The 1,924-nt window shown below is 41.8% G+C and carries 1 protein-coding gene and 1 pseudogene; one reads left to right on the top strand and one right to left on the bottom strand.

Annotation, left to right across the window (positions count from 1 at the left end):
* Positions 1-987, top strand: a pseudogene (locus ACR2F7_RS08610) (hypothetical protein); the annotation flags it as partial.
* A gap of 37 nt (positions 988-1,024) precedes the next feature.
* On the opposite strand, the gene ACR2F7_RS08605 reads toward ACR2F7_RS08610, so the two are convergent.
* On the bottom strand, positions 1,025-1,924 hold a 900-nt coding region (locus ACR2F7_RS08605), incomplete at its 5' end, for a hypothetical protein (RefSeq protein WP_432713171.1).

Genomic DNA, 1,924 nt, shown 5'->3' with positions numbered 1-1,924 from the left:
TACGGAGGTACGGACGATGCTGATAACTCTGGTACTTTAAAATATGTACGTATTGAGTATGCAGGTATCCCATTAGGTCCTGATAACGAAATTAACGGTTTAACTTTAGGCAGTGTAGGTTCTGGAACTACCATTGACTATATACAAGTTTACCGTTCTGGCGATGATGCCTTTGAATGGTTTGGTGGTACGGTTAATGCCAAACACTTACTTTCTGTAGGTACCTGGGATGATGATTTTGATACAGACTTTGGTTTCTCTGGTAAGGTCCAGTTCGCCCTGGCTCAACGTTTAGCTTCCGTAGCTGACGTCTCTGGTTCTAACGGTTTTGAGTCTGATAATATGGGTTCAGGTTTAGCAACAGAACCTTTAACGTCTGCGGTTTTCTCTAACGTTACTATTTTAGGTCCGGTAGACAAAGCAGGTGCGGGTAGCATCAATGCCAATTATCAACATGCGGCTCAAATTCGCCGTAATTCTTCTATTAGCATTTTAAACTCCGTATTTGCAGGTTACACAGAAGGTATTTTCTTTGATGATGCCTTACCAGCATCAGGTACCAATTCAAGTTCGCACTATTTAGCAGGCAGATCAGTTTTTGCCAATAATCTGGTATTAGGCAGCAATGGCAAAAGCAACCAGATCAAAGCCTCAAATGCAGCAACTTTAGCTTTAATTACCGCAGGCTTAACGGTCAATAATATTTTTACCCCTGATGCTTATGCTTCAGCAGTGCTGACAGATCCCTATAAATATGGAGCAGATTTAGTTTCTGCTACTTCTGGCAAACAGGGTACACCGAACTTTACCGTTGTAGCAGGTTCAGCAGCAGCTTCGGGTGCTGCCTTTAGCAACACTAAATTAAGTGGTACTTTCTTTGAAACCGTTGCTTATAAAGGTGCTTTTGGTGCAAGCGACTGGACTGCAGGATGGGCAAGTTTCAACCCACAAGTATTGCCATATACTACGCCTGGTGCCGTAAAATAAGGTTAAAATAAAATTACACTTTTCAATTAAAGGCCATCTATTCAGATGGCCTTTTTTGTGGTTGATAGGCATAGACCACCTGGTAGGGTACATGTTTATATTTGCTGCCTAGCTGACCAATATTTAACTTTTCTGCCTGTGGCGTAGGTTCGCAAATGGAGTAGGCCTGGCCTTTGTACATAATAGGCTCACCAACAGGTTTGTCTAATTGTACCGCAATAGTTAAATGTGTTGGATAGAGCAAGGTAATCATAGGCAGATCGTATATTTCCTTCACCAGGTAAAAGAACAAGGCCGCACGGTCATCACAATCGCTGTATGCGGCAAATAAGGTCTCTTCTGGTGATAGGCGTTTCTCTTTACCAAAGTGATCATGGTCATCTTCATATAAAAAGGCGTAGCGGGTAAAGCGCATTAAATAGTCGATGCCTTTTTTCTGTTTCATGCCCTTTAAGTTCTTTTTCAGCACAGGAATCAGGGAGCTATAGGTTTCCTTGCTCAGGGGGATGTTAAAATAAGCCTCAAAGTCAACACCAGGATAATTGGTGAACAAGGCTTCCAGGTCTGGGTTGCGTTTAAGGTTAAAGTGATAGGTTTTCTGTTTATATTTAAAGGTGAGCAGTTTTTCTGCAAAATTAGTGGGTTTAAAATCAGGCAGGCGCGTTACCTTGTAAGAGAAGCTTTTTGTAGCTTCGGGAATCCCAATCATGCCATAAGGAGGAACCTTGTTTAAATCAGCCTGTGCATAATCATGGTAATTGAGGCACATGAACTTTTTGTTCTCATACTCCAGGTAGGGGATATCTGAAATGTCTTCATCATTGTACACGTAAAAAATGATCCTGCCATCAGCAATGGTGAGGCGGGCATCATAGCCAGATTTCACCATCAGGAACCATTTATAAAAGGTATACCTCTCGTAATTCTCCTTTTTCGG

The organism is Pedobacter sp. (genome assembly GCF_045628745.1).
Classification (GTDB): Bacteria; Bacteroidota; Bacteroidia; order Sphingobacteriales; family Sphingobacteriaceae; genus Pedobacter.
The sequence above is the reverse complement of the archived record's forward strand: the minus strand, read 5'-3'. Positions and strand labels throughout refer to the sequence as shown.